Origin of the sequence: Pseudobacteroides cellulosolvens ATCC 35603 = DSM 2933, assembly GCF_001262605.1 — a bacterium.
Taxonomy (GTDB): Bacteria; Bacillota; Clostridia; order Acetivibrionales; family DSM-2933; genus Pseudobacteroides; species Pseudobacteroides cellulosolvens.
On record NZ_LGTC01000001.1, the window covers coordinates 4,922,014 to 4,947,986 of the forward strand.

Here is a 25,973-nt window from a genome sequence, read left to right on the forward strand (position 1 = left end):
ATCAATATGATTATAGATACCGAACTGTAAAGTTATATATCAGTATTTACTTTCCATTCTGCTGTGCAATCTTTTAATTTTAAAGTAAACATCAAACCACACTATGTCGCTTTTACATACATTACTTAAATATAACTTCAATAATAACAAACTTATTGAAAGGAGGGCTATTCCTCTAATGGGGATAGCATTATAAGTATGTTGGAAGTAAAGGAACTTGAAATAAATGATATAAGTGATAGTGAATATATCGAAAAGCTCTTCAAAAAGCTTTCCAAGAAGAAAAACATGGACATCATGGTAACTCTGGAAGATGAAAAAACAATAAATACTACATTAGAGTTCACGGACAACGAAGTATTTATAACCAATGCCATGTTCAGAAATCAACGAATTAAAGTAACCTTTATTTATAATGATTATGCCTTTTATTTCTTTACACATATTGACAGCTTATTAAAAATGGGTATGCCTAAAACTATATACCAGTTGACAAAACGGCAGCTTGAGCGTTACATAATACAGGAAGATGAGAATGCATATATAATCATGAACAAGCAGAAGTATCGAATTGTTAACATCCACACAAAAGGGTTATCCTTCCAGGGATCTAAAAAAGATCTGGCGGTTGGAGATTTATTGAGGAACTTTACAATAAGTTTGGATGATGTAGTAATTTTTGTTGATGCAGAAGTCAGGCATGTTCAAAAGAGTGAGGATATGTATATTTACGGTCTGGCTTACAAAGACATATACTGGTTGGATAAAATGCAAATCATAAAATATGTCCTTAAAAACAGTCATACAAACTTAAAAAATATGAGCGATTACTCACAAGATGAGATTTATGAGCTATTTGATAAATCTGGATATCTTGAACTTTCAAACATAGGAATTGAAAGCAATTTTCCAGAAATGATCAATGTTTTGCGAAAAATGGACAATATGCCCCACATATCAAAAAGCTTTGTATACGTAGATAAGAATAATCATATTCTTTCAGGTGCAAGTATTATTAAGCTTTATAATTACACTTTCCTCGCACATCACCTTGCAGTTAAGAAAGAAGCCAAGCTTAACATGACTTGCAAGATGGATATTTATAAAGCAATTCAAAACTACATTTTAAACCATGATTATTTCAAATATTACTTGGCATATTTCGATCGGGATTTAGATTGGCACAAGGGGCTACTTCAAAGGATAAGCGAGCACATCAACAACCCCGGAAAGTTCTTATTTGAAGAATTGATATGGTTTGTTGCATCGATATCCGACAGCAATTCCAATGAAAGAAATGTCCCATATATGGTCGAAGAGTTATATGACGCAAATGAATTTATTAATTATTCAGACAGAAATTTAAGAGAGATAGAAAAAGGCTGTTACTGCTATAATGAGGATATACATCTGGATAAAATCAAAAATATCTATAGTGTTAAAGATCTCTACGCTGAAAGAAAGATATTCAGGGTTATTGAAAAAGGTGATATAGTTGCATATGTGGTTGCAGAAGCTTACACTTCGGGCTTAAACTTATTTAACTGCGTAGATTGTGCAAAAGTTTATTTTATCCATACAAACATTGATCAAAATGCTTTTCTTAAAGCTATTTGTGTTGGTTTGAGCAGTTTTTACCAAAAACTCAATAAAAAATATTTCCACATTTTGATCAATTCAGACTACAGCATAAATTTCGATAATATAAACGTTGAAAACCTTAAAAGGATCATTGCTGCACGTGTTATTGCCAATAACGATGGTGTAAGAGAATACAAAAATTACTTTAAAACCATGATGGGCTAAGATCCCGGAATGTATACAATAATAAAGACGTAGAAGCTGAATTTATTTCAACAATTTTGAACGCACAAAAAAGGGCACAAACAATTTGTACCCTGACTGGCTTTTATAAAATCATTTGAGCTTTTCCTTCATGGGCTTGGTATAACTGTTTGAAAGCTTGTACTTTTCACGGAGCTCATTAACTGTCTTGTATAAGGAATTCTTATATTCCTTATCTGCACCTCCGGACTTATAAAGTTTTAATAGTTCATCATACAAATGAGGAAACTCTCTTTTTGTGAAGTCAAAAAACACTGTCCTTGTTTTACCCCTCAAATATAGAGTTCCGGGCAAAACATAGTGAACATCACTGTCTTTTGCCCTGCTGAAAAGTGAATCGAAATTCTCAAAACTATCTGTCAGGTAAGGAATGATAGGCATTACGTGCAATCCTACAGAAGCATTTGTTTTTCTGAATGTTTTTAGCATTTTAAAGCGTCTATCCGATTCAACCCCACCCGGCTCAATAAGCTTTCTTATATTTTCATCCATGGTTGTTATAGTTGCAGCAACATTAACATAGGTTATATTGGATAATTCATCAATCAAATCATAGTCTCTCAGTATCAAATCAGATTTGGTTGAAATAATGGCAGGAGTTTTATATTTAATCAACAGCTTTAAAATGTCCGGCATTAGCCTGTAATGTTCCTCTGCAGCCTGGTAGCTGTCTGTAACACCACCGATATTTACAATCTCACGCTTCCATTTAGGATTACTAAGCTGTTTTTCAAGCTGCTCCAATATATTTATTTTAACATAGATATCACCAAAGTAATTATCAGAGCCGAGATATTCATGGGAATAAATTGCATAACAATACTTGCAGCCATGCTCACATCCACGATATATGTTTAAATCCCAGCTATATGGAATCCGCCTTTTCAGCTGATTCATTGCAATTTCACAACTAATTTCCTTATATTTTAAATTTTCCATAATATCATCCTTCAAAATTTTATTTTTTGTCATTCCATTAAGGATTTCCATATGATTATATCACAGCAAACTTGACACTATTATGTCAAGTTCACCTAAGTTCACCCTGAAGGACATTGTTTATTTTGTTTATTTGCTATAGAATTATAGTATCAGTGAAAGGAGCAATAAAACAAGCATGAGCCAGGAAGAAATTTACTACTTAACAATAGACAATATTCTAGACCTACATTTAATGTATTCAGGCATTTATCCAAACACACAATTACATCTATACTGGACTGATGATTGGTCTGAAGATTTCTATATAGAAAGTGCGTATGCAGGCTTTATAAGTACATGCCTTAATGTATCAGGTTCGGAAATACTGTTGCCTGAAATTCAGGCCCATTATGCCGTACTTGACTGGAATAATTTAATCATTAATAAAAAGGTGAAGAAAATTATAAAAAGCCAGGCCTTCATAAATAATGATTATTGTATTCGCATAAATGGAAGTCTAGAAAATACAGTTGATAAGATATCCAAATATCATAAAGATAACTGGTTAAGCAGCAAATATGCAGATCTATTGCATAGATTAACTATCTGTAATGATAAAAAAAGAGATTTTAAAATCGTAACTGTTGAACTTTGTGATTCAGCTGATGATGAAGTTATTGCCGGTGAAATAGGATACGCAATAGGGGCTACCTACACCAGCTTAACCGGTTTTTGTGATAAAAACAATAAAAAGCACAATAATTTTGGCAAGCTTCAATTGGTACTGCTTGCTAAAACTTTACAATACCACGGCTATCATTTCTGGAATTTGGGCCATCCATATATGGAGTACAAAGTGGAATTAGGTGCCAAAATTACGCCACGGCTGGAGTTTCTTAAAAAATGGCTCAGTTCAAGAGATCAACATCCTTCTCAAAAGCTGCTTTCAGAATGTCGGTTTGATTGCCGATTTTATAGGGAACTATTATAGTTCGATTAAACATATGAAGGTAATAAAATATTATTAATACTTAAATCACTTTCCTATTTTTCAATTAAAATTGATTAAGCTGTTGCTTTTATGGGTATCAATTAGAACATAAAAATAACTGAACAGGGATATAATGGATCCAACTTGTACGAAACAACAAATACAGCTATTAGGAAGTGATCATATGTTTAATATATACAATAAAAAAGTTATTCACCTTTTAGTGATAATTACAGGAATTTATATTATTTATTATATGTTCTGGCGAGTTACCGAAACAATAAACTATTCAGCTTTGTTTTTCTCTTTAATTCTACTTGTAGCGGAGTTTTATGGATTTATTAATTACTTTCTGTTTGCACTGATGACTAAAGATATAGAAAAAGGAGAAAGAATTCCATCTTCTGATGGAAAAAGTGTTGATGTTTTTGTTCCTACATATAATGAGGATTTGGAAGTCCTTGAAGCAACTATGATCGGTTGTGTAAACATGAATTACGAGCATACAACCTATGTTTTGGATGACGGGCGAAGAGATGAAGTAGCTGCTCTTGCAAAACAGTTAGGCTGTATTTATCTTACACGATCTGACAACAGGCATGCAAAAGCCGGTAATATCAATGAAGCACTTAAGAAAACAAGCGGCGAGTTTATAGTTATTTTAGATGCTGATATGGTTCCGCAACCTGACCTTATAGAAAAAACATTAGGGTATTTCAATGATCCCAAAACGGCTATTGTACAAATGCCTCAGGAATTTTACAATTTGGATTCGGTACAGCATCTAAGCAATACTACTAATTGGCATGAACAACAACTTTTCTATCATGTTATTCAGCCAGGAAGAAATTCCATTAATGCTCCTTTCTGGTGCGGAAGTCCATCAATAGTGAGAAGAAGTGCTTTGGAAAGTATAGGCGGAGTGGCTACCGAAAGTATAACTGAAGATTTTCTGACATCGATTAAACTCAATGGTAAAGGGTGGAATATAAAATATCATAATGAGGCTTTAGCTTTTGGAATCGCACCTCAGTCAATACACGCTTTTAATCTGCAAAGGCTCCGATGGGCTCAGGGTGCTATGAAAATTCTAAAGAGCAAGTACAATCCCCTTATTGCTCCGGGGTTGAGCGTCAAACAACGATTGGCTCATTTTTCAGCAATATTCACTTATTTTGAGTCATATCAAAAATTGATTTACTTGTTGGTTCCTGTTATATATTTATTTACAGGAAGCATGCCTTTGAAAGTAAACTCAGGATATGAATTCCTTATTCATTGGGCACCTTGCTTTCTATTACTCATTCTTACTAACAAGGCACTTGGAAGGGGTTACTTCAGATTTATAGCAGTAGAAGAATATAATATTCTTAAAATGTTCACTTTCATAAAGGCTTCATTTAGCTTATTCGGCTCAGGACATATGACTTTTCGTGTTACTCCGAAGTCTGTTGAAAGCTCAATTAGATCAAAAGAAAAGCATGAAGTTTATCTTCATGGTATCATCCTAACTGCTATATTAATGTCTATTCTCTTTGGAACAGTTAATTTGTTAATGGGCACATTTTTATCTTACGCCTCAGCTGCATGTACAGTTATAGCCATATTATGGTCTGGTTTTAACAGTTACCTGCTATTCACAGCAATACGGGAAGTATTAAGAAGAATATATTATCGTCAAGACTACAGATTTAATGTCCAGTTGAGCAGCAGGTTTGTGGAATTAACCGGAGTCCAGCTGCACGCTACTGTAAATGATATTTCCAGAAGTGGTATAGGCCTTACAGATGTAGATGCAAATATGATTGATAGTTCAGGTAAAATCAGAATTTGCTTACCGGATGGAATATTGGATGTTACCGGCTTAGTAGAATATAATCAAGTTTCGGGGGATGGATTTAAAAAAATCGGAATAAAATTTGATCATTTATCTTCAGAGCAAAGAATGCGTTTATTTAATTTTCTTTACGTAACTGTCCCACGATATATTTACAATTCGACAAACATATATAGCAATATTGAATTTTTGCCTGATAAAGATTCTACTAATGATATTGTTAGTTACTGTGATTTTGATTTGGGAATTGAGTATTTGGAAGGTGAGCTTGTAACAGTAAAATAGAAAATATCTACTAAATAAATTAATCATGTCCCAAGACTCTTGTAGATAAAGAGTGTTGGGACAATTCTATTTAAATCAAAAGACAATGATTATTGATACTCTTAATCAAGATTGTTATTTATGCCCTTGACTTATCGAATAACTTTCCGATTATCATAATAACTACAAAAGTAATAAGATACCACAAAACCTCAACTTTATGGGAGAAGCATGCTGCGATAATCATAAACACACAGCTCATTATGGCAAGAATAGGGGCAATATAACGTTTGAATAGACCTAAATCCTTTTCCTTTTTAATGAGTATAAAGAAAATAGGAATATATGCAGCATAGATTGTAATGATGGGCAATTCCGTTATATCAAAATTAAAAAAGCCGAACCATGACTTGGTAAGCTGTGAACCATAAAAGTAAAGCAGCCATATCCCACAGAAAAACAATCCTAGAATCGCCGAGTTAGTGGGCATATTTGTTGCTTTGTCCACCTGTTTAAACACATTAGGCGCTGGTCCCATATCACGAGCAGAAAGAGAGTAGATTCCACGGGTACATCCTAACATTAGGCCATTAAGAGTTCCGAGGCAAGATATTACAACAAATACAAGCAACGCAGTTCCCCCAACTTTTGAGAAGACCGTCTCAAAAGCTAACTTTGCACCTTTCTCACCGCTTTCCATCAGAGCTTTGTTGCTCACCGCACCTGAAAGTCCGATATAATAAAGTATATAAGTAATAACTACAATAAACGTTCCAATAACAAGAGCTTTTGGCAAATTCACTTTAGAGTTCTTTAATTCAGCATTGATGGAAGTTGCTATAATCCACCCCTCATATGCAAAAGCAGTGGCTACAACAGCAGTAAACAAGGCATTGCCTGTACTTACCTGTTTAGTTATAGATGTAAAGTTCTCAACTGTCATACCGCTTGCCAAACCTACTATTGTGCCTATAACAGCCATTAGAAAAAGTGGGACGAGTTTAATTATGGCAGTAGTTACTTGGAACTTACCCGCAAGCACGGGAGATAATGCATTGAGTGCGTAGCTTAATACCAGATAAAAACCGGTGATTGCCAACGCTTCGGATCCGACAATAGAAAACCCGAACAAAACACAGGTGTAGCGAGCGGAAACCCATGCCAGTGCTGCAGTAAGAGTGGGGTAGTATGTAGTAGACATAAACCATCCCAAATAATAGCCATACCTTTTTCCCATAGAAACCTCTGCATAGTCCACAATACCATTAATATATTCATATCGCGTCGCCATTATGGAAAACGTATAAGCACATACAACCATGATTGCTCCACCTATAATCCATGCCATAATTCCTAATGGCAAATTCCCTCCGGTTGCAGTAAGCACCTTCTCTGCCTTAAAAAACACACCACTTCCGATAACAATGCCTACTACCATAGCGATAGCTGTAATTAGACCATATTTCTTGTTAAGACTTGAATCCATTTCAATTTCCTTCTTTCCACACTTCAAAAATAATACTTCCATTTTTCCAACCTTAATTGTTGCCGTGAAAATTTCAATTTATGTATATAGCGTTTACCCATAAGCTGAAGATATATTTCATACATGATATTTCCAATAGTCTCGTTTATGCTCTCAATCGGTACTGAAAGAGGCATTGCCATTAAGTGCATAGGGACATCCCATATTGAGTAATCTATATTGGGAATCAAACAAAACCCTGCCTTTTTGTAAAATTCAATTCGCTTTTTACGACAATCTCTTTCCTCTTTACTTGAAGATTCCTCAGGCTTTTCAACCTCCACAATAATACCGGACTTATTGGAATATTTACTTCCCAATTTGTTAAGGAAGACAGACCCAATGCCTTGACATCTGAACTGTTCGTAAACTGCCAGCAAACTGATAAGAACGAATCCATTTGGACTACTGCCCGCACAGATAGCATATGCAACGTCCTGTTCATCCTTGCATAAAATCATTCCTTCCTGCTCACCATTTTGAACTTGGTGATATAAAACTTCGTAAGGAGCGTATTCATCCGGTGCGAAATCCTTCTTTATATGTTTATATACATCTATCAATTCTTTATCATTAATTTTACGAATACTATATCCGGTCATAATAGTTAATCCCTTTTTAATTTTTAATTACCCCATCGTTCCGATTCTAGACATATTTTAGAGTATTTCTTACAAGATAGACATGTAACCCTATACTATGATACTTTCATAGTCATATTATTTATCTTTGAAGCTGTGTTTATCCAGAGCCCACAATTATATGTAAAAAGGCCCCATAAACACAGCTGTTTGTATGCTGCGATCAGGGGACATTTATAATTATTCAAATATTCATTTTTACAGGCTCAATCATTCGAATCTTTATTAAACTTAATTTGCCATAAGCTATTGAAGCCATAATATTTGAGGAACAATACTACTGCATTTTCTCAATAGCATATAGCCACATCCTGAAATTCCTTTCATAAGTGACAATGGCTTGTTCCCATAATCTTTTTCATGGTTAATATAGGGCTCTATAACTTCTGCAAACAGTTCACTAAAAGTATTGGTACATCTGTTTTTCAATTCCGCATTGTTCAAAACTTCAGCTGCATATTCAAGTATCTCAAGATTGCCCATATCACCATTGTAATAATAAGGACTGTTACCAAAACCATTTATTATTGTATAGTCCAAAGCCTTATATATTTCTGTATCTATTAATTCATCATTATAGCCACATTCTTTAAGAATTATTCTGCTCAGAAGTATCCCGGGCCAGCCGCTTTGCCAACTGGGTTTTTCGAAAATCATTTCACAGGTGTTAAAGTCTCTTTCTTTTTTTAATAACTCTTTAATGGTGTTTTCAATAGCAAAATTGCCTGTTATTGCCATAAATCTCGCCAATACAGCTATTACTCCATCATTTCCATACCCAAAGCCGAAATTGGTATTTTCACAACTCACCTGGGAGGATATTCTTTTATAGACCATGTTTGCAGTTGCTATAACTTTATTTTTGATATCACTGAAATCTTTGTTTTCATATATTGAAATTAATACTGCCAAAATCCCTGAAGTTCCATTAAAAAGGCTGGTGTTTACTTGCTTTTCTATAAACGTTTGAATAAGTAACAAGCCCTCCTTAACAATCTCTTTTATAGCTTTATCCTTAGTTATGGAATATATTTTTGAAAGAGTATACAGTTCTCCCGAAATCCCTCTAAAAGCTCCGATTTCTATAGAGTTATTTTTATTCAGGTTCCTGATAAAAGTAATAGACTCACCCATGGCTTCCATTGCAGTATTTATAAAATAGTCTTTTTTAGTTACAGCACCTAAATATAATAAAAATAATGCAATGCCGCTATTGCCCTCATACAGGTCATAGCATCCTGGAGACAGTGCAATTTTTTTATCAGCCTTAACAGTAGTTATCCAGTTTCTGCTTATAGTCGAACCATTAAAGCCTATTATACTTTTTTGTATAATATGATCACCCAATCTAGCACTAAGGCTTAAGAGACGGTGTTTTTCTATCTTGTTAAAAGAACCGTCCTCAGAAAATGAAATCGGGGTTTTGATTATTTGCTTTTTTGGAAAACGTACATCCAAAAAATATAACTGTCTTTTCAAATCACCTTCGTTAAGCCCATATACCCTGGTAGTTATAATAGCCAGGCATGAAGAACAGCTATTTAATAAGAAGCGTAGTAAATCAATAAACTCCATCTTATTATTTATTACCAAATTATAATGCTGCACAAATCCATACTTTATGGAATTTACATAAGTTTTAGCCAAAGGCTCCAGACGTCCAGGAAGAAAACCAATTTTATAAACTGAAGATTCAATAATATCATGAGCTATACTCTTTGATGAAATATTGAAATTTAATTTTTTGTTCATAGAAACAAATATATCATCTACATCCTTCAATGCCGGATATCTGGGTTGGGGAATTATGCTTATATTTTTATAATCCTTACAGTTTAATATATAAAGAAGAGCCAAAAGCTGTCCTGAGTGTAAAAAATAATTGGCAAGATCTTTTTCGTCTTTATACTCAAAGGTCTGCATATAGTCAATAAAGCTATGTGTATCACGTGATATCATCTTTCTTATATTTAAATGATGATCAGCAGATACCTTTGAATTAGACCATTTTATTATGTTATTAAATATCTCATTATTTTTTAATGGATCGGCTTTAAACACGATTTTAGCACTATTAGAAAATGTTATAACAGCACTTTTTTTAATCAAACTACATTTGATATTTGCTATCTTTATATCTTCTGCTGTATTTAGGAGGTAATTTTTTATTTCTTCAAAACTACTATTAGTTAAATTCACTACCTCAAGGATAAATTTCACATAGTCTTCTAACTGTTCTTTATTTGTGAAGTTTTTATAGAAACTTTCCATCAAAGATATTAAGAAATTCTTTTTATCCTGTACTATATCCGGTAAACTTTCATAAAAAGTATCCAAGATTTTACTCATTTCCTTAGAAGAGCAGCCATATATCATAATTTTATCTTCTATATTATCATGTTCCGTTATTCTAAATGATGACATACGCTTACCTCCTTAGTTACAATGTATAAGTACAAAACTCACCCTTATAACAATAACATAAATTTTTACATAAAATTTATATGTATAATAATCGTTGAATTCCATGTAATAATTTGATTTTTGAAACATTTCAGATCATACTACATCTTTGATAAGAAGGTAATTAAAGAAGGGTTTTTTATGAGGCCTGTATAAAATTGGGTTTTAAAAAACAGGCCTCCAGAATAATCATATTAAAAGTGACAAATTCATGATTAATAACACTTTTAATATAGTAACGATTATAATATAGCTTTTACTTCACTAAACCTTTCAACATTCTGGTTGATATCAAACATGTTTGCCCGTTTACCATGTTCAAACATCTATTATTCAAATCGATCTCACGTATATTATCCTTATTAACTATAAAAGATTTGTGACATCTGTAAAAACGGCCGTCCAGCTTTACCTCAATATCTTTCAATTTGGCATAGAACTCAATTTGCCTGTCTAGCGTATGTACAATAACTTTATGAATTGTAGGCGAAGTCTCAAAAAATAAAATTTTGCCGTATTCAACGTTTATAATTTTATCGTCAACTTTCATACTGAAAACCTTTTGAAGCCCTGTTGCTTTAGCAGAGTACTTCTTATGAGCATCAATTATACACTGATGTATTCTTTCCTTTATGTTATTATAATTATCTTTTATAATATAATCCATTGCTTCTACTTTATATATGAAAGTTAAGTAACTCATTTCCGAATGGGTAGTGATAAAGACAATAAATCCTCTAGGGTCATATTGTCTTATTTTTGATGCCAATTCAATACCATTTATTGATGATTTTAAGTCTATATCCAGAAAATATAGTCCGGAAACGTCATTTTCATTCAAATAGTTTATTATGTTATCCGGTTTTGCTGTAGTCATGGTCAATTCCATGTCATAATTCTCAATCATTATTATATCTTGAATTATTTTAGCAAATTTTTCTCTCTGTTCATTATTATCTTCACATATAAATATACTAAGCATTATATTACTCCTTTCTATCTATTCGCTATTTCTACAAGTTGCTTAAATTCACCGTTCTCTATTATAGTATCCAAAGAAACATTATCACATTTCCCGGTAATTTGCTTAAGGTTATAAAGTCCTAACCCACGGTTTACTCCTTTTGTCGAAAAACCCTTTTCATATATTTTATATATTGGAACTTCCTCATATATGCTGTTTATTATCACGATAAGCACAGAGTTCTCTTTGTTGATAACCGCTACCTTCATAAAAGGTTCGTCACATTTAATTGCAGCCTCGATAGCATTATCAAGAAGGATGCCTATTACCCTGCTCAAATCGATTATATCCATATTTATTTTCTCAATAGGTTCTGCAATATCAATAAAAACATTTATATTCAATTCCTGTGCTCTAATTAGCTTTGATGAAAATATCCCTTTAATCTCAGTAATTTTTATATTTGAAAGTAATCCTAATTTGAAATTATTTGATGCCATACCTTTACTTAAAGGAAATATTTTTTCATTAAAGTACTTTTCAAGGCTTTCAATATCCTTGCTTTCTATATATCCGATCATTGATGACAAAATGTTTATATAGTCGTGCCTGAAAGCTCTCATATCTGTGTAAAGCTTTTCCAAGCTACATGTATATTCCTGAAGGCTTTCAAACTGGATCTGTTTATTTTTTAAGTCCATTTCCTTTGTAATGCTTGTTATAAGAATATATATTATTATCATCAAAAGTAAGAAGTATGAAAAAAATAAAATTCCATTTACTCTTATAATTTTCAAGCTCGCACCCTGATTAGATTCAAAAATAATGTTTATATAAAAAATTACAAAGGTCAACAACAAGCTTATAACTATAAGGAAGCCGGATTTACCCTTAAGCTCCAATGTTGAAACTTTAATTTTTTTATTAATTAACAGCCCTATAAACTTAGTTAAAACAAACAAAAAAATCCAGTTAATAACAACAAATATATAATACAGTTTAATATTTTCCCTCACCTGGATTGAATTAAATCCTAAGATTGAAACAGCAATAGTACTAATAAGATGGTCGGATAATATAAAAATAATAATAGAAATCAATGAAATCGAGATACCTCTAATAATGCTTTTACTATCTCTATATATAAAAATAGCGGGTATGATTAACATTGGGAAAATTGCAACAAACTCACCTGCATTGAGCAGAATTAGTGAAAATGCCTCAGTTAACCCAATCATCAGCAAAAGATCCTTCGTTTTAAATTTGAATGAATTTATGTTAAGCAGTGCTGTAAAAAAAGCACAGCAGACCCTAGCTGCATCAAGTACATGTCCATAATATAAATGCTTCCTCTTATGTTATTTTTATTATATTATAACATAATTATGGATTAAGTCTATTGCCGACAATTTAATATTGAAAAAATACAAGACTATAATCATATTTATTGATTATAGTCCTATATTACAGTTGTCAATTTTAGTCCTCAATTTTTTCATATAAAAGTTCCTTTGGAACTTTTGGCTCGTACGAAAACAACAGAATACAGAATCCTCTTGATTGCTCACCAATTTTTACTGTTGCATTACCTATTTCTCCCAATATCTTACTTCCGATCTTTTCCCTCATACTAACTATTTGCTCTTTCATATTTCTCATAATTCTTGTACCCCCTATTTAAAATTTTATATGTTATTGGTAAAATGCTGATAACTTCATAGCTTACAGACAATGTTATTAAAGATTTTATCAATTGACTTGGTATAATCATTGCTAAAATCATAAGTAGAATCCCAACAGTTACCGTCTGTTTTCTAAGTTTTTCCCTTGTTTTTTTGCCTAGAATGGGATGATTTTCGGTATCTCCCGGTGCATATTTGAACAACAGAAGATTTAATAATAAAAACATTCCAAACACAAAGTAATTATTTAACTTAATGCTATAACTTATGTAAGACCCACCTATAAACATTAATAGTGTAACTAATGTACAAACTGTACTGTTTTTAGCATGAAGCCCAAATCCACTTCTTCTCACACTTCCAAAAATCAAGCACATGAATAAAGCTTCTTTCAAAAGATTTAATAGTGCAGCTACAGTAAACACAACAATAAACTTGGTTATATTAATGAAAACTATCTCTACTCCTAACTTCATCTTCATGAACTCCAGCCCTTCTTTTTTAAGGTGCTTGTTCAATTTCAATGTAAGTATATTCGCTAATTTTTCAGTAATATTTGTTTCAAACATCAGTCTGTTTATCATTTATATCACCCAAAATAAGTATATTATATTTAAAGTTACCTGGCAAAATCAAATAGCATATAATGTATTTACAGTAACAAATGAGCTTTAACACAAACTCAAAAATAATAATCGCTTGATTTTTTGTAAAAACCGTTTAATCCATATACTTTTATAGTTCGTATACAGAATCAAACAGCTTGCAATTATCTATAATTGTTGTTTTGTTACCCATTACGCAGTAGGTATCTTTTAGTATAGTATCCTTAATCATCCCTGCATATCTACGAAAGTCTTCCTCGCTTGTACTAAGAATTCTTTTCTTCCTTTCCATAAATGGTATATGTTCTACACCTGCAAGCTCATGAATTGTATAGTTATCGCCTTTTATATTATTATGATTCTCCATCATACTATTCATATATATTTCTTTTATTATATTTAGTGTCTCGGATCTGATTTTCAGGTTTTCCAAGTACTCAATTGTTCCATTATAAATATCCAAAGTTTCTTTTATATAAGGGTCCCTTAGAGAATATAAGATTATCCTGCCATCTCTCATATAATTCACAGATGAAGCATACCCATTATTCTCCTGCCTTATTTTTTTATGAATATAATTTTGAAGAATACTTTTGGAAAACATTAAAAAACTCTATAGGAATAGGTAAGGTTTTGATACTGTCTCTACCTTTTCCCCTCCTCCACACAGTGCTTGTGGCTTTCACCACACACTGCGTTCCATCAATATTATACTTACCTCTCCACTGTAATAGACAACTCTATGCAATGAAAATTCTTTGTAATATTGACTTGTGGCTATCCCTCCACTATGTTTCCATAGCTTCTACAGTACTGTGCCACTACTTTCACTGATACTAAAGTAAGTTATAACTATTCATTGCACTGCAACAAACACATTTTTCCTTACTACCACTTCACAGGAAATAAGTCCTCCATGTTATCAGCTTACCACGTTCCAATAATCCTATCCTTTCATATATCCTTAGGTAATTCCTATGGGCCTGCTTGCAGAGATTGTTGCACAATACATACTGTATATTACAACAATCTCGATACTGCCTGTAACAGTATAAGGATTTTCATAATGACAATTTTACTCATCCTCACAAGCCCCACAACTTTAGTGGGTAGAGCATTTCTGCTCTATTGAATTTTAGACCCTTAAATTCAGAATTTTGTCAGTCCCATTTATATATAGGAACATACTTACCATAGATATTTTATGGACCCCCGGCCTATCATACACTCGACCACCTCTGGTTCGCTTTTCCTCAACTTTACTTGTTAGGGTGTAGTCTCAGCCGTCTTCACCGAGCTTATAACATCGTTATTCTTATTAATAATAATGCTATTCGGAATATCAGAGAAAGCCCTTCAAGCTGTTACACTATCATTTGACTTTTCGGATTATTAGTTCTTAGAACAGTCTTTGCTATTCAGGCAATACTTTTCATATTGCAACGTGTCGCACCATCATATTCATAACCTAGTATACTAAAATCAAATCCTTGTATTACATAATTGACGTTTGAAGGTATAATAATTCCTTCATTTTTAGGTATCAACTTATCCAGTTTATAACTATCACGTAAATCCCGCTTGATTTTACTATTATAGTATTTATCAATAATACAGCTCATTTCCTCAGAGTTATTTGAATATACACTTATTGTTAAATTATTTGAATTGAACAAATATTCAAAAACATATTCTAAATTTTCTATAACATCCTGCTGCATTTCGTCATAATTCTTGCATATCCTATCAATAAACTTATAGAACAATATCCCTTCTATATTATCATTTTCATATCCTTCAACAGAAAAATATGCTGTAATTCTTGAGACAATTGTCTTGTGCACCTTTACATGAATGTTATCTTCAAAGTTGTTTTTTACTTCCCTCAGGATTTCTCCAATAATACTGCTATTCTTTTTAAGATCAACTATTTTTTTTAAATCGGATACAAACTTGAAAATCTCTTCTTTTTTATTCTTATCACTTGATCCTTTGATTACAAATTTTGAATTAATAAATATATTGTCTTTAGGATTAATCAGAGGAAGCATATAACAAAATATTTCCATCTTATTTCTTTTTATATAGTGCTCAACCTCCGGAATATCAAAAAGTATAAGAGATAATAATGTAATATATTTTATATATTTAGGATTTATCTTTGAAAGGTCAAAATAAAAATTAATATAATTATTATTATCAATATCACTATAATAATTATATACAGTAATGCTGTTTATATTTTGTTTATCCAAGCAATAATTATCAGTTGAAAACCTGTCATCACATTTTGAGAATGATAAATCCCTACTATTATGAAAATTTACCAGAGTATTATCTTCCTTAAGCAGCTCTTTCTTGATATCCTTTATCTTCTGAAACTCTTCTTTAGTAATACTTGATAATTTTTCACTTAATTTTCTGTTCAAATCCTGTTCTTTTCGGTATATCAAGCCTTTTTCAGGTATTAATACTATAAATGAATAATTCTTGTTTTCAATAAAATTCCTACAGATAAAGCTTGAAATTTGAGTACTTAAAAAGGATTCACTATTCTCATATTTTTCTTTAAAGTCTACTAAATAAGCAAAAGAATTTAATCCATACAAGGTCGCTTCTAAAATCCTATTGCAGAATTCCAGTTTGGATAAATTACAATTTCCTTTAGAAATGATATCCTCTTCAAAGATTTTATTCATACAGTGCTTTGTTAATTTTATCATTTCCTCCTTTATCAATTTGAGCATTAAATCTCTATTAATTATATCATTACCGGCCATTATAAATGAAAAATAGGGCTTAGGCATACCATTATTAAACTTTGTTATTACCTTCAAATTTTTAACATTATACTCTTTACTGTTAATCTTGTTTTTATTGAAATAACTTTGTATGATATTGTATATGCCATACTCAAAAATATCTTCAGGTTTCTTAACAGAAAAATTAACACTAATAAAGTATTTATCCATTAAATCCTTTTTATTAAATGCCTGATAGGCCATTTGCAAATCATTGCGTTGTACTTCTACCTTTATACCCTTTTTTTCATAACTTTTTGGGTTATTCTCATAAATTTTTAATATGATCTTTTGAAAATAGTTCCTCATTACATTTAAATCAAAATTACCAATCACGATTATAGTACTGTTATTGATATTATAAAATTCCTTATAGTAAAGGTCTGCCTCTTTATATTCAAGAGAAATTATTTCGTCCGGTATCCCTCCACTAATATATCCATAATGAGAATTTTTATAAAGGGAAGATGGTATATACTTAGTTATACTGGCTATAGGTGAATTAAATACGTCTTTCATCTCATTATATACCACCCCGTTAATTATGAGCTTGCCGGTTTTGTCATTAAATTCATATCTCCAACCTTGCCTCATAAAATCAAGCTCATCAATTTGGGAATTAAATATTGCATTTAAGATATCATAAATATATTTTGTATTGCTTTGATGAAAACCAAATTTATAAAGTGTTTTGTCAATATATGTGCTTTGTTTTTGATAATACAAATCATGATCTTTTTTCAACTTATAAAGTTCGTTCGATACACAATGCTCCACTATATGCGAAATACCTTTGTTGTTATTTACTGGAGTATTTATACTTATGTTAATTTCAATATCTTCTGCATCATCTTTTTTTACTAATATAACATTAGTACCTAATCCACAAACATATTTTGCACATATAGCATTTATATGAGGCATTTCATTATACAAGTCTAAAATGAGCTCGTATTTTTTCATTGTCCTACCTCCGTAATAACAAAAATATGCTTTTAATATAATATATATATAAGCTATACGACTATTTTTTCAACTATAATTTCCTTAGCATTATTATTTTTAAACCTTACTGCTGTCTTTCCTATGTCTATCTCTTTAAATCCAAGGTTACGAGTTTCAATCTTTAATACATTAAAATCATACTGGGCTAATTTTTCTTCATCACAAACAGAATTGTTTTTAAACTCCAGGTAATCCAACTCATACTTAAACATTTGTCTGATTATATCTTTATATATTCCAAAATCCTTTTTATTAATATATTCAGCCAATTGCTTTCCATGCTCCAGTTCTTTTGCTTGTACCTCATCATTTATGGGCACCAAAATATCTTTGCATGTTTCTTTAATATCATTATATATCTTTATAAGTTCATTGTTGAAATAGGTCCTTAATAGTCTATAGGTTTGAGGCATTGAGAGATTGAAAAACTTCATCTTGTGGCACACAAACTCATCTAAATATTGGTACCTATATATGTTTGGAGCTATTTCTTCGGATAGGTTATAAAAATGAGGAAACACTGTTGGATATCTTAATATAATATCTTTATACTCATCAATATTATTATTATCAACAGTATCCGGTATAATTTGTTGATATACCAAATCTTCTTTATAATTATTGTACATTTCTGTTCCTGCTAATATTGAGCATTGGTGAAGTTGAACCTTTTTAAATCCATAACTATATATCTTTTGAATCACCTCCATAGTTTGCCTTAAATCTTCATCATTTTCTTCCGGAAAACCATATATAAATGAAAAAGTAATCTCTAAATTGTACTTTTTAAACAATTTTAGTTTTTCATCCAGGTGATTTAAGTTTAAATTTTTATGAACTATTTTTTGCATTCTAGGTGAGCCTGTTTCTATACCGATATATATCTCGATGCATCCGGCCTCAACCATTTTTTTCACCAGTTCTTCATCTAATGTATCTATTCTGGCACTGCATCCCCAGCGTATTTTTAATCTTTGCCCAATCACTTTATTACAAAAGTCTAAAACTATATTTTTGTTTACTGTGAAAAGGTCGTGTACAAAATTAAATTTGGTCTTATTATGTTTATAATACAGTTCCTTAATTTCTTCTATTATTTGGTCTACCGCTTTTATTCTGAATTTTCTTTTCCAAAAGGTTTTGGTAGAACAATAGCTGCATTCAAAAGGACATCCTCGTCCAACATCTATTTCCACAAGGGAAATCTTATCAAAATAAGGTAACAAGCTATAATCCAATTTAGGAACGTAATCTAAGTTTTCAATAAGAGTGCTTTTTTTAATTATAATCTCATTGTCTTGCCTATAAGCAACTCCAGTTAAATCCTCAAAGCCGCTGTTGTTTTCAAAAACATTCATTATATCTACTATACTTTTTTCTGACTCGCCCATTGCGATCAAATCAATCCAATCAAAAGCCTTCAATGTTTCTTCTGCTGTTAAGGTTGCTTGTGGCCCCCCAAAAAGAATTTTAATATTAGGACTTTTCTCCCTAATGTATTTAGAAAGCTCAATGAATATATGGTAAGAATTACACATACAACTAAACCCCACAATATCCGGTGCCTTAGAAAGAATGTAACTCCCCATACTATGTATATCCTCTTGTTTATTATGTTTCTTTTTCACTATTCCCATTTTAAACAGATAATTAAAGTCTGCAATTTCAGCATTATGACCATTACTATTTAAGATGGTAGCTAAACTTAAAGTACCAATTTGATTAGTTACTTTACCATCATGAATAGAATTTATAAAAAGTATTTTCATCATTTTGTCCCTCCTTTTACCAAAATGGTCTATCTATATACATTCTTCAAAGGCTAAATCCGGTGTCAAATTTACTATTTTAGTAGCATATTTTAAAACATATTTTCTATGAGTTATAAATATAATGGTATTCTTTTTGAAATGATTAAATATATTATCACAAACTATTTCCTCAGCTTTTGCATCTAAAGCCGAGGTTGGTTCATCTAAAATTATTACAGATGGGTTTATAAAAAAAAGTCTTGCAAGTGCTATTTTTTGAGCTTGCCCGCCTGAAAGTGCTATACCCTTTTCTCCAATTACCGTATTTAATCCATCCTTCATTTTTAAAACATCTTCATATAATAATACTTTTTTTAGCACTTCATATATTTGATCTTCATTAACATCAGTATTTGAAAATATTATATTTTCTTTTATGGTTCCACTAAATATAAATGTTTTTTGACTAACCCCTACTACACTGCTTCTAAAAGCTTCTGAGTTATAATTTTCTATTTTCTCCCCATCAATTAATATGTTCCCTCCACTATAAGGTACTGTTCTTAACAAAGTATTTATCAGACTAGTCTTTCCAGATCCATTATCACCTAAGAATGCTACCTTATCACCTTGTTTAATTGATAAATTGTAATCTTTAAATAGCGTTAGATCATCAAAACTTAATCCAAATTCTTTTAATTGTATATTCCCACAAATATCTTTTTTTACATCCCCGTAGGCCACTCTATTTTCATCATCAATAATACTAAAAATCCTTTGCATATTAACCTTCATTTTTTGAAATTCAATATAGCAATTGGACGCTCCGGTTATTGATTCATATAATCTTTGCACATATATATTTATAGAAAAAAGAGAACCTATTGTTATTATATTTTTCGCAACATAGACTCCTCCTAGACCAAAGACAATCATATATCCTATTACGCTAACAATTACAACTATCAATTGATTAAAAACATTTGTCAGCCTATAATCATATTCTTTTTTGAAATATTGTTGTTGTTTTGATTCATATCTTTTTAAAAAGAAATCGGCTACATTAAAAGTAATAATCGCTTGAGCTTTAGAAACGTACTCCTGAATTATAGAGTACAATTCTCCATTTTCAGCATTTAGCTTTCGGAATCTATCCTTAACAACTTTGCCAAACCTTTTTTGCAAAAATGTAAAAGCAACAATAAGAATGGTATATGATATGGTTATTTGATAGCTTAAGTTAAATAGAATCACTAAAAAGCCAATAACTTTTGAAACATTAATCAGCAATTGGCTAAACATTGTTACACCAATTTCTTTTGCACTTTCAACTTCGTTTCCCAATATGTACATTATTTCACTTGATTTATATTTGCTAAAAAACTTTGAATTATAATTTGATATATTATTGAATGCAAGCTTTTTTAAATTAAGCACAACAGACTGGCCTATCTTGAGACACTCCATAGTATTTAAATAGTAAAATATTATCATTACTATACCATCTAAAAAAAGAGCAAGTAATAAATAATATAACAAATCTAATCTTTTTTCCCCTATTCCTATATCAATAATATATTTTATTATAAGCGGTGATATAACAGCGGCTGCAGTAAATATTAAAAGATATGCCAGCGATTTTATCTGCTTCCATAGATGAGGCTTAATAAAGATGCTATAATACTGCTTAAGGAATTTATTTTCCATGTTAATTGCCTCCCCCTAATTATGATCTATGTAAGCCTTAAGAATCTCAATATTTCTATTGTCATTTAATATTGAATAGCATGCGTCACAAACATCTACATAATTATCTTCTATCTTGATATCAAGTTTTTCTCTTTCTATGGTATCAAAAAACCACTTTACACCTTCATCCATAGTTATCCTTCTCAATGGATCATTTTCCGCCTTTGTAATCAGTTCCTCCAAGGTTTGCTCCTTGGCATTTCCCAAAAGTCTCGTAGGAATGGTTCCGCAGCATGATCCACAAGGATATATGCCTCCATCAGGCATTATGGTAATTGTATGCCACTCCTTGCATTTGCCGGTATAAGGCTTGTATTTCAACAAAAACTCTTCTCTATTGTTATTATCTCTAGCTTTTCCTATAGGGTAACAAGGAAATTCCATTAGCGAAAATCCTTCAAGTTCATCCTCTAAAATTTCCGCAACATACTTTAGTCTTTTGCTGTTCTTAGTTGCTGTGCATCCTATGCTAATAGGGTATTCTAATTTATATGCTGCTTTTAATACATTCTTTATTCTATCTATTGGTACAAACTTTTCATGAAAATCATCTACACTAAGCTTCATATAACTTAATCCAGCTTCTTTTATTTCTGAAATTATCTTCAACGCATTCTCTTCACTCGTTCCCCAAAATCCGTTAGTTGTACATGATACCTTCATCCTGTTTTGTTTTATGTATTTTACCAATTCAAGCAGCTCGTCATAATAAATAAAGACTTCTCCTCCAGCAATTCCGATAGTAGTAATATCCTTTATCTTAGCAGCCTGATCTACATAATCCTTAGCTTTAGCTAAATCCATCTTTTCATTTATTTTTGGTGAACAATAAAAGCAGCAAATATCACATTCTGCTGTACATTTAGTTGTATATATTAGTGTTAAACAATGATAATCCATATAATTTCATCTCCTTTAAAAATTTTATAGGTATTTATGCGGTTATATCTTTTTTCCTGTATACATATGCACTTAACAAAAATAACAAGGCACTATAGATCAAACACACTAAGGTTCTTCTGTACAAATTGGAAAAGTCCGGCTGATTAACCAGCTCTCTAAATACATTATTGGAATTAAGCGGGATATAGTTCACTAAACTAAAATATCTTTTTACCATATTTAATGTATCTAGTATCATAATAAAAATTGTTGTTGCAATTGGGGTAAAAATAATATTATTAAATATGATAGAAATAAAAAAGCTTACACTAAATACAAAAATCGAGCATAAAAATTGAAAAAAATACACTTTAGCTATAAAGGGAATAGCCAGCTCCTTTGAAAGATGCATTTTTAAAAATGTTACATCCACACCTTTTATTTCATAAATCAATGAAGCTATTGCTGTAGTACCGATTAATACAGTTAAAAATAATATAAGCATACCTACAATCCCTACCAAAAACTTTGCAAATAAAATCTTAGCAGGCTGTATGCTTTTCATCCTTAATATTTTTATTGTTTTATTTTCAGTTTCAAGTATAAATGAATAACTAAATATAGAAACCACTATAGCCATTATATAAGTAGTATTTAATAATTGAATTGCACTAATCGGAGTAAATAATGCAGACTTTTGATTGTTTGATAAAATGCTGAGTAAAGAAAATAACATTGTAACTAAATATACAATATATATTCTCCTTAAGCCTAAAAATTTCCTTAATTCATTTTTAAATAGCTTTATCATTTCAAGCTCCTTTCTTAAACATATATTTGTAACTTGTATCAATTTGAGTTTTCCAACAAGACTTAATTTTCTAGGCATGTTTAGTTATTCTAGTCCAATATCTATAACAAAGTACAAATACTATTAATAAGAAAATTGCCTGCATAAAAGTGTAATACATAAAGTAGTCTTTAAATATATTGAACTTTTCTTCAATATACTTTGTCATAACTATATAAGGTATAACTGACATTTTTGTTTGGAAACTTCCAAAGGTTACAGTTAAGTTCAAGAATATACCGATGAAAAACACCACAAGAGTACTTATAATAGAAATCAGCTGATTCTTACTAATCAAACTAATGAGAACACATATTATTATGGGAAGAAAAATACTAATTAAACTATTTACATAAAACAATGCCATCTTTAATATACTGTCAACCCAGTTAGCATCAAAGTTAAAGTATTGGAATTTAAAAATGATCAACCCTGGCAGCATGGGTATAAAAAAGCACAGTGTCATTATTTTAAAAACATATAAGGCAATCGCAAAAATTTTATTCAAGAATAATTTGCTGGCTTTTATGGGTCTAATTAATACATATATTATAGTTCTATCTTGAAACTCTCTTGCAAAAAGCAGTGCAGTTAGTGTAACCGCAATAAAACTAAAAATGTATAGTAATGATACTCTTTCAAAAACCTCTGCTGAATAACTGAGAAAGCTTTGATTTTTATCTAAACTTACCCCGTATATAACCATATAAATAATTGTAAGGGCGATTGATATAATAAATGATGCTTTCCCAAGAATAGAGTCATTAATTTTGGTATACTCATTTTTTATACTTTTTGGCATTTACTTATCCTCCAACACATTGAAAAAATATTCCTCTAAGTTGAGGGTAACAGGATAATATGCTTTAACTTTTAAGTCCTCATAAATAAGTAACTTTAATAGTTCCTCGGGCGTAATATCGTTGATTCTTAACCTTACACTTTTTTCTTCTATTATATTGAAATAATCATACTTAGCCTTAATACTTCTGAGTTTATCGATATCATCACATATAATTTCATATAAATTTTTCTTCTTGATCAAATCTTCAGTTTTGCCTATAACAACTTCTTTTCCTTTATTAATTATTAGAACCTTATTACATATCTGTTCTATTTCCGAAAGTATATGGCTTGATATCAGTATGGTAATTCCCTGTTGACTTAATGACTTTATAAGTTCACGCATATCCTTTACTCCAAATGGATCCAGGCCATTGGTAGGTTCATCCAGAATTAATAATTTAGGATCATTAAGCAACGCTTGAGCTATTCCTAATCTTTGTTTCATACCAAGAGAATAACTGCTTACCTTTTCATCAGCCCTATCTTCAAGATTGACAAGCTTCAAGAGACTGCGAATTTTCTCATTGGTTACACCTCCTGAATATTCACCGAATATCTCGAGATTTTTTCTAGCTGTTAAATAATCATAAAAGGCCGGCCCTTCTACCAATGCACCTACTTTGGATATAGCATTAAAATAATCCCCTTGTATTGAAGCATTATTTATAAAAACCTGCCCATCATTAGGTTTTATCAGTCCCAATATCATCCTGATTATAGTCGTTTTACCGGCTCCGTTAGGTCCTAAAAAGCCAAATGTATCCCCATGTGATACATTAAAGCTGATATTATCAACTACCTTTACTCCTTTGCTAAATTCCTTTTGTAGTCCTCTAACCTCTAATACATATTCGGACATACATTATCCTCTCTTTCTATCACTTAATTTATTAATAAACTTTCCCGAACACACGGTCAAAACGGTAAGTAATATTTCAATCATGCCTTACCCACAAATATTTGCCAATGCATTTTCATATGAAAGTTTTGTATATAGTTTTAAAACTTCTGCAATTACAATCTTTCTTTGATTGCAATACACCTCGAAATTATCCTCTTTTTCTCCGCTATGAGTGATCTCCTTGCACAGGCATCCGCCTCCGCATATCCTCTTAGCCCAACATGCTCTGCACATGTCATCTTCCTTATATACCCTGTCTCTTACACTTTTACATATGCCATGTTTAATCGTCCCTATCTTATGTTCTTCCTTTCCAAACATCCAAAAGCAGTTGTATATTTCCCCTTCAGGGGTAAACATCAGAGTATAGGGACTATAATAAGAACATTCTGTACCTATGTTTCTTTTATGGATAATATCAAATTTTTTAGTTAAATTTAATACTTCCTTATCTATACCTGAAATTATATTTTTATAGGTTACTTCAGCAACTTCACTGAGCTGCTGTCTGAATTCTTCCAGATCTTCTCCTGTTACTTTTAAGTCGCTCATTGATGTTGATACCATTTCAAAAAAAATATAAGAAAATCCCCTATCCCACAATTCGAAAACGCTTTTCTTAAAGTTTCTCATTGCGTCCTTTGTCAGAGTCATTCTTGCTGTAACTTTCTTATTTAATCTGTTAAGCTTTCTAACATTATTCATTATAATTTCAAAGGAATTTCCTTCTATTCTTAATGGCCTATTTTTGTTTTGAATTTCTTCAACCCCATCAATACTTATTATTACTTCAAAATTGTTTTCAATAAAAACATTGATTATTTCATCATCCAGCAAAGTTCCATTAGTATCTATCAAGTACTTCACCTTGATACCTTTTTTAACAGCCACTTTATTTATATAGTCCACAGAATATATAAGAACTTTTTTATTGGTTAATGGCTCTCCGCCAAAAAAATTAACCTTTATTCTTTTTGTGTTATTATCTACTTTACTAAAAAACAAATCTATGGATTCTTTTGCTGTCTCTTTTGACATCATTGTTTCCGGCCCTCCATAATTACCGCCCTGCCCAAAACAATAAATGCAATTCATATTACAAGTATGTGATATAGATAACCAAAGAGTATTACAAGTCTTGGTATCATCCGCTAAGTTTTTTACTTGAGCTTTCTTTCTAGTAAACTGTACTCCATTGTCGCATAAATAATCAGTGGACTTAATTAATTTTTCCAATTTGCTAATATACTTATAGGTTTCTATGTCTTGTTCCTTCATTGCGTTGTTTTTAATTGTATCAATATTTTCATGTTTTAATCTTTCTATCGTGCTATTGAGCTTAATTGTAGATTCAGATATAACAGAGGTAATGGAATCGTAGTAAAAATACTTATCATCTATTTGATATGTATAAAATCTGTTTTCTAAAATTTTATCCATAAACTTTCCC

21 protein-coding genes are annotated in these 25,973 nt (G+C 31.2%); 4 read left to right on the forward strand and 17 right to left on the reverse strand.

Annotation, left to right across the window (positions count from 1 at the left end; genetic code table 11):
• Nucleotides 1-198 precede the first annotated feature (198 nt).
• Nucleotides 199-1,806 (forward strand): PilZ domain-containing protein, encoded by a 1,608-nt coding sequence (locus Bccel_RS20225; protein ID WP_036937516.1) that lies wholly within the window; start codon nt 199-201, stop codon nt 1,804-1,806.
• 111 nt (nt 1,807-1,917) lie between these two features.
• On the opposite strand, the gene Bccel_RS20230 is transcribed toward Bccel_RS20225, so the two are convergent.
• Complete coding sequence (locus Bccel_RS20230) at nt 1,918-2,784, reverse strand: SPL family radical SAM protein (protein ID WP_036937770.1); 867 nt, start codon at nt 2,782-2,784, stop codon at nt 1,918-1,920.
• A 178-nt stretch (nt 2,785-2,962) separates the two neighbouring features.
• Here Bccel_RS20230 and Bccel_RS20235 point away from each other — a divergent pair, with 178 nt between their 5' ends.
• Both Bccel_RS20235 and Bccel_RS20240 read left to right on the forward strand, forming a co-directional pair.
• Nucleotides 2,963-3,757 (forward strand): hypothetical protein, encoded by a 795-nt coding sequence (locus tag Bccel_RS20235; protein ID WP_050753671.1) that lies wholly within the window; start codon nt 2,963-2,965, stop codon nt 3,755-3,757.
• A 184-nt stretch (nt 3,758-3,941) separates the two neighbouring features.
• Nucleotides 3,942-5,879, forward strand: coding sequence for a glycosyltransferase (locus tag Bccel_RS20240; RefSeq protein WP_050753672.1), 1,938 nt, complete (start codon nt 3,942-3,944; stop codon nt 5,877-5,879).
• Nucleotides 5,880-5,997: 118 nt separating this feature from the next.
• On the opposite strand, the gene Bccel_RS20245 is transcribed toward Bccel_RS20240, so the two are convergent.
• The 5 genes from Bccel_RS20245 to Bccel_RS31715 form a co-directional block, all read right to left on the reverse strand.
• On the reverse strand, nt 5,998-7,344 hold the full coding sequence (locus Bccel_RS20245) for an APC family permease (RefSeq protein WP_036937762.1): 1,347 nt from the start codon (nt 7,342-7,344) through the stop codon (nt 5,998-6,000).
• A 23-nt stretch (nt 7,345-7,367) separates the two neighbouring features.
• Nucleotides 7,368-7,985 (reverse strand): GNAT family N-acetyltransferase, encoded by a 618-nt coding sequence (locus Bccel_RS20250; RefSeq protein WP_036937514.1) that lies wholly within the window; start codon nt 7,983-7,985, stop codon nt 7,368-7,370.
• A 285-nt stretch (nt 7,986-8,270) separates the two neighbouring features.
• The gene (locus Bccel_RS20255; protein WP_036937511.1) at nt 8,271-10,448 is read right to left on the reverse strand and encodes a lanthionine synthetase LanC family protein; all 2,178 of its coding nucleotides are present in this window, start codon (nt 10,446-10,448) and stop codon (nt 8,271-8,273) included.
• 295 nt (nt 10,449-10,743) lie between these two features.
• Nucleotides 10,744-11,469 carry a LytR/AlgR family response regulator transcription factor gene (locus tag Bccel_RS20260; RefSeq protein WP_036937510.1) on the reverse strand — a complete coding sequence of 242 codons (726 nt, stop codon included), beginning with the start codon at nt 11,467-11,469 and terminating at the stop codon, nt 10,744-10,746.
• 14 nt (nt 11,470-11,483) lie between these two features.
• Entirely contained in the window at nt 11,484-12,248 is a 765-nt protein-coding gene (locus Bccel_RS31715) for a sensor histidine kinase (protein ID WP_242857036.1), read from the reverse strand.
• A gap of 361 nt (nt 12,249-12,609) precedes the next feature.
• On the opposite strand from Bccel_RS31715, the gene Bccel_RS30675 reads away from it, so the two are divergent.
• Entirely contained in the window at nt 12,610-12,789 is a 180-nt protein-coding gene (locus tag Bccel_RS30675; protein ID WP_162490605.1) for a hypothetical protein, read from the forward strand.
• A gap of 141 nt (nt 12,790-12,930) precedes the next feature.
• Here the strand turns inward: Bccel_RS30675 and Bccel_RS20270 are convergent, their stop codons facing one another.
• The 11 genes from Bccel_RS20270 to Bccel_RS20320 form a co-directional block, all read right to left on the reverse strand.
• A complete protein-coding gene (locus Bccel_RS20270; protein ID WP_036937505.1) occupies nt 12,931-13,110 on the reverse strand; it encodes a hypothetical protein in 180 nt (59 codons plus the stop codon).
• On the reverse strand, nt 13,082-13,705 hold the full coding sequence (locus Bccel_RS20275) for an accessory gene regulator B family protein (protein WP_201782032.1): 624 nt from the start codon (nt 13,703-13,705) through the stop codon (nt 13,082-13,084). The genes Bccel_RS20270 and Bccel_RS20275 overlap by 29 nt, the downstream gene beginning before the upstream one ends.
• A gap of 163 nt (nt 13,706-13,868) precedes the next feature.
• Nucleotides 13,869-14,342, reverse strand: coding sequence for a hypothetical protein (locus Bccel_RS20280; protein ID WP_036937501.1), 474 nt, complete (start codon nt 14,340-14,342; stop codon nt 13,869-13,871).
• Between the two features lie 814 nt (nt 14,343-15,156).
• On the reverse strand, nt 15,157-17,502 hold the full coding sequence (locus Bccel_RS20285; protein ID WP_036937499.1) for an insulinase family protein: 2,346 nt from the start codon (nt 17,500-17,502) through the stop codon (nt 15,157-15,159).
• Nucleotides 17,503-17,555: 53 nt separating this feature from the next.
• Nucleotides 17,556-19,316 carry a B12-binding domain-containing radical SAM protein gene (locus Bccel_RS20290; protein ID WP_036937496.1) on the reverse strand — a complete coding sequence of 587 codons (1,761 nt, stop codon included), beginning with the start codon at nt 19,314-19,316 and terminating at the stop codon, nt 17,556-17,558.
• Between the two features lie 30 nt (nt 19,317-19,346).
• Nucleotides 19,347-21,002 (reverse strand): ABC transporter ATP-binding protein, encoded by a 1,656-nt coding sequence (locus Bccel_RS20295; protein ID WP_036937493.1) that lies wholly within the window; start codon nt 21,000-21,002, stop codon nt 19,347-19,349.
• A gap of 15 nt (nt 21,003-21,017) precedes the next feature.
• Nucleotides 21,018-21,944 (reverse strand): radical SAM/SPASM domain-containing protein, encoded by a 927-nt coding sequence (locus Bccel_RS20300; protein WP_036937490.1) that lies wholly within the window; start codon nt 21,942-21,944, stop codon nt 21,018-21,020.
• Between the two features lie 34 nt (nt 21,945-21,978).
• Nucleotides 21,979-22,737, reverse strand: a complete 759-nt coding sequence (locus tag Bccel_RS20305) for an ABC transporter permease (RefSeq protein ID WP_154673432.1) — start codon at nt 22,735-22,737, stop codon at nt 21,979-21,981.
• Between the two features lie 70 nt (nt 22,738-22,807).
• Nucleotides 22,808-23,578 carry an ABC transporter permease gene (locus tag Bccel_RS20310; protein WP_036937484.1) on the reverse strand — a complete coding sequence of 257 codons (771 nt, stop codon included), beginning with the start codon at nt 23,576-23,578 and terminating at the stop codon, nt 22,808-22,810.
• The gene (locus tag Bccel_RS20315) at nt 23,579-24,481 is read right to left on the reverse strand and encodes an ABC transporter ATP-binding protein (protein ID WP_036937481.1); all 903 of its coding nucleotides are present in this window, start codon (nt 24,479-24,481) and stop codon (nt 23,579-23,581) included.
• Between the two features lie 87 nt (nt 24,482-24,568).
• Nucleotides 24,569-25,963: a radical SAM/SPASM domain-containing protein gene (locus tag Bccel_RS20320; protein ID WP_036937478.1), complete on the reverse strand. Its 1,395-nt coding sequence runs from the start codon at nt 25,961-25,963 to the stop codon at nt 24,569-24,571.
• Nucleotides 25,964-25,973: the final 10 nt, after the last annotated feature.

Coding starts and splice junctions, on each gene's coding strand:
- Bccel_RS20225 (WP_036937516.1), top strand. CDS start 199: ATGTTGGAAGTAAAGGAACTTGAAATAAATGATATAAGTGATAGTGAA.
- Bccel_RS20230 (WP_036937770.1), bottom strand. CDS start 2,784: ATGGAAAATTTAAAATATAAGGAAATTAGTTGTGAAATTGCAATGAAT.
- Bccel_RS20235 (WP_050753671.1), top strand. CDS start 2,963: ATGAGCCAGGAAGAAATTTACTACTTAACAATAGACAATATTCTAGAC.
- Bccel_RS20240 (WP_050753672.1), top strand. CDS start 3,942: ATGTTTAATATATACAATAAAAAAGTTATTCACCTTTTAGTGATAATT.
- Bccel_RS20245 (WP_036937762.1), bottom strand. CDS start 7,344: ATGGATTCAAGTCTTAACAAGAAATATGGTCTAATTACAGCTATCGCT.
- Bccel_RS20250 (WP_036937514.1), bottom strand. CDS start 7,985: ATGACCGGATATAGTATTCGTAAAATTAATGATAAAGAATTGATAGAT.
- Bccel_RS20255 (WP_036937511.1), bottom strand. CDS start 10,448: ATGTCATCATTTAGAATAACGGAACATGATAATATAGAAGATAAAATT.
- Bccel_RS20260 (WP_036937510.1), bottom strand. CDS start 11,469: ATGCTTAGTATATTTATATGTGAAGATAATAATGAACAGAGAGAAAAA.
- Bccel_RS30675 (WP_162490605.1), top strand. CDS start 12,610: ATGATTAACATTGGGAAAATTGCAACAAACTCACCTGCATTGAGCAGA.
- Bccel_RS20270 (WP_036937505.1), bottom strand. CDS start 13,110: ATGAGAAATATGAAAGAGCAAATAGTTAGTATGAGGGAAAAGATCGGA.
- Bccel_RS20280 (WP_036937501.1), bottom strand. CDS start 14,342: ATGTTTTCCAAAAGTATTCTTCAAAATTATATTCATAAAAAAATAAGG.
- Bccel_RS20285 (WP_036937499.1), bottom strand. CDS start 17,502: ATGAAAAAATACGAGCTCATTTTAGACTTGTATAATGAAATGCCTCAT.
- Bccel_RS20290 (WP_036937496.1), bottom strand. CDS start 19,316: ATGATGAAAATACTTTTTATAAATTCTATTCATGATGGTAAAGTAACT.
- Bccel_RS20295 (WP_036937493.1), bottom strand. CDS start 21,002: ATGGAAAATAAATTCCTTAAGCAGTATTATAGCATCTTTATTAAGCCT.
- Bccel_RS20300 (WP_036937490.1), bottom strand. CDS start 21,944: ATGGATTATCATTGTTTAACACTAATATATACAACTAAATGTACAGCA.
- Bccel_RS20305 (WP_154673432.1), bottom strand. CDS start 22,737: ATGATAAAGCTATTTAAAAATGAATTAAGGAAATTTTTAGGCTTAAGG.
- Bccel_RS20310 (WP_036937484.1), bottom strand. CDS start 23,578: ATGCCAAAAAGTATAAAAAATGAGTATACCAAAATTAATGACTCTATT.
- Bccel_RS20315 (WP_036937481.1), bottom strand. CDS start 24,481: ATGTCCGAATATGTATTAGAGGTTAGAGGACTACAAAAGGAATTTAGC.
- Bccel_RS20320 (WP_036937478.1), bottom strand. CDS start 25,963: ATGGATAAAATTTTAGAAAACAGATTTTATACATATCAAATAGATGAT.